The sequence below is a fragment of the Longimicrobium sp. genome (genome assembly GCF_036554565.1).
Taxonomy (GTDB): Bacteria; Gemmatimonadota; Gemmatimonadetes; order Longimicrobiales; family Longimicrobiaceae; genus Longimicrobium.
Window position 1 is genome coordinate 1 of record NZ_DATBNB010000206.1, and the last position, 1,531, is coordinate 1,531.

At 68.3% G+C, this 1,531-nt stretch carries 1 protein-coding gene and 1 pseudogene; one reads left to right on the forward strand and one right to left on the reverse strand.

Features of this window, described 5'->3' with window-relative positions:
• A pseudogene (locus VIB55_RS05590) lies at nucleotides 1-1,186 on the forward strand (glutamine synthetase type III); the annotation flags it as partial.
• Between the two features lie 81 nt (nucleotides 1,187-1,267).
• Here VIB55_RS05590 and VIB55_RS05595 read toward each other — a convergent pair.
• A partial coding sequence (locus tag VIB55_RS05595) for a hypothetical protein (RefSeq protein ID WP_331875681.1) occupies nucleotides 1,268-1,531 on the reverse strand: 264 nt, incomplete at its 5' end.

Consider the following 1,531-nt stretch of genomic DNA (forward strand, 5'->3'; position numbering starts at 1 on the left):
GTGCCTGCTGGCGGAAAAGCCCTTCGCCGGGGTGAACGGGAGCGGCAAGCACCTCAACTGGTCGCTGGGGACCGAGTCCGCCAACCTGCTGGAGCCGGGCGAGACGCCGCACGAGAACATGCAGTTCCTGTTCTTCTGCACGGCGGTGCTGCGCGCGGTGGACCGGCACCAGGACCTGATCCGCGCCACCGTGGCGCACGCCGGCAACGACCACCGGCTGGGTGCCAACGAGGCGCCGCCGGCCATCATCTCGGTGTTCCTGGGCGATCAGCTGGCGGACGTGTTCGAGCAGATCGAGCGCGCCGGCACGGCCACGGAAAGCAAGCAGGGCGGGCTCCTGGGCCTGGGCTCGCCGGTGCTGCCCAACCTTCCGCAGCACGCGGGTGACCGCAACCGTACGTCGCCCTTTGCCTTCACGGGCAACAAGTTCGAGTTCCGCGCGCCGGGCTCGTCGCAGTCGGTGTCGTTCGCGGCCACGGTGCTCAACACCATCATGGCCGAGTCGCTCGACGAGCTGAACACGCTGCTCGATGCGGAGCTGGAAAAGGGCACCTCGTTCGAGGATGCGCTGCGAACGCTGATCGCGTCGGAGATCCGCAAGGTTAAGCGCATCATCTTCAACGGCGACGGCTACAGCGACGACTGGAAGGACGAGGCGGCCCGCCGCGGGCTGCTGAACCTGCCCAACACGCTCGACGCGCTGGAGATGCTGCCCGGCGAGAAGAACCTGGCGCTCTTCCAGAAGTACGGCGTCCTTTCGCACCGCGAGCTGGAGAGCCGGCACGAGGTGGCGCTGGACCAGTACTTCAAGACGGTGAACATCGAGGGCGAAACCACGGCCGACATCGCCAGCACCATGATCCTGCCGGCCGCGGTGCGCTACTTGAACGACCTGGTGGCCGCCGCCGACCGCACCCGCACGCTGGGCGTGGAAACGCGCGGGCTCACCCGCACGGTGAAGATCGTCAACGAGCTGGTGGACGAGCTGCGCGACGCGCTGGACGCGCTGGTGGAGCAGAACGCCGAGCTGGGCGGCGAGACCGTGCACAGCAAGGCGTACCACGTGCGCGACAACGTGGTCCCGGCCATGGGCGCCGTGCGCGCCGCCGCCGACCGCTTGGAAAAGGTGGTGCCGGACGACTACTGGCCCCTGCCGACGTACCGCGACATGCTGTTCGTGAAGTAGGCTGACGCGGATCGCTGGATGCAGAAAGGGCCGCTCCCATCGCCGGGAGCGGCCCTTCGTCGTTCGATCAGCGTGGGGCCGTCACGCCGGCAGTGCAACTCCGTAGACGTCCAGCTCGCCGCGGAGGTGATTAAGGTGCGTGGTGAACAGGCTGTCCTCCTCCACCGTCTCGCGGCCGTCCGCCGTCAGGATGGCCAGGCCCAGCCCGCTGAGCGCGGTCACCACCTGGTCGGCGTTGTGGGTGCCGCGTTCGCGGTCCATCTCCAGGATGGCGCGCAGGTAGGCCGGCGTGTCGGTCAGAAAGGCGTGGAGCGCGTCGGGGTCGTTGGCCATCTCCATGCTTTC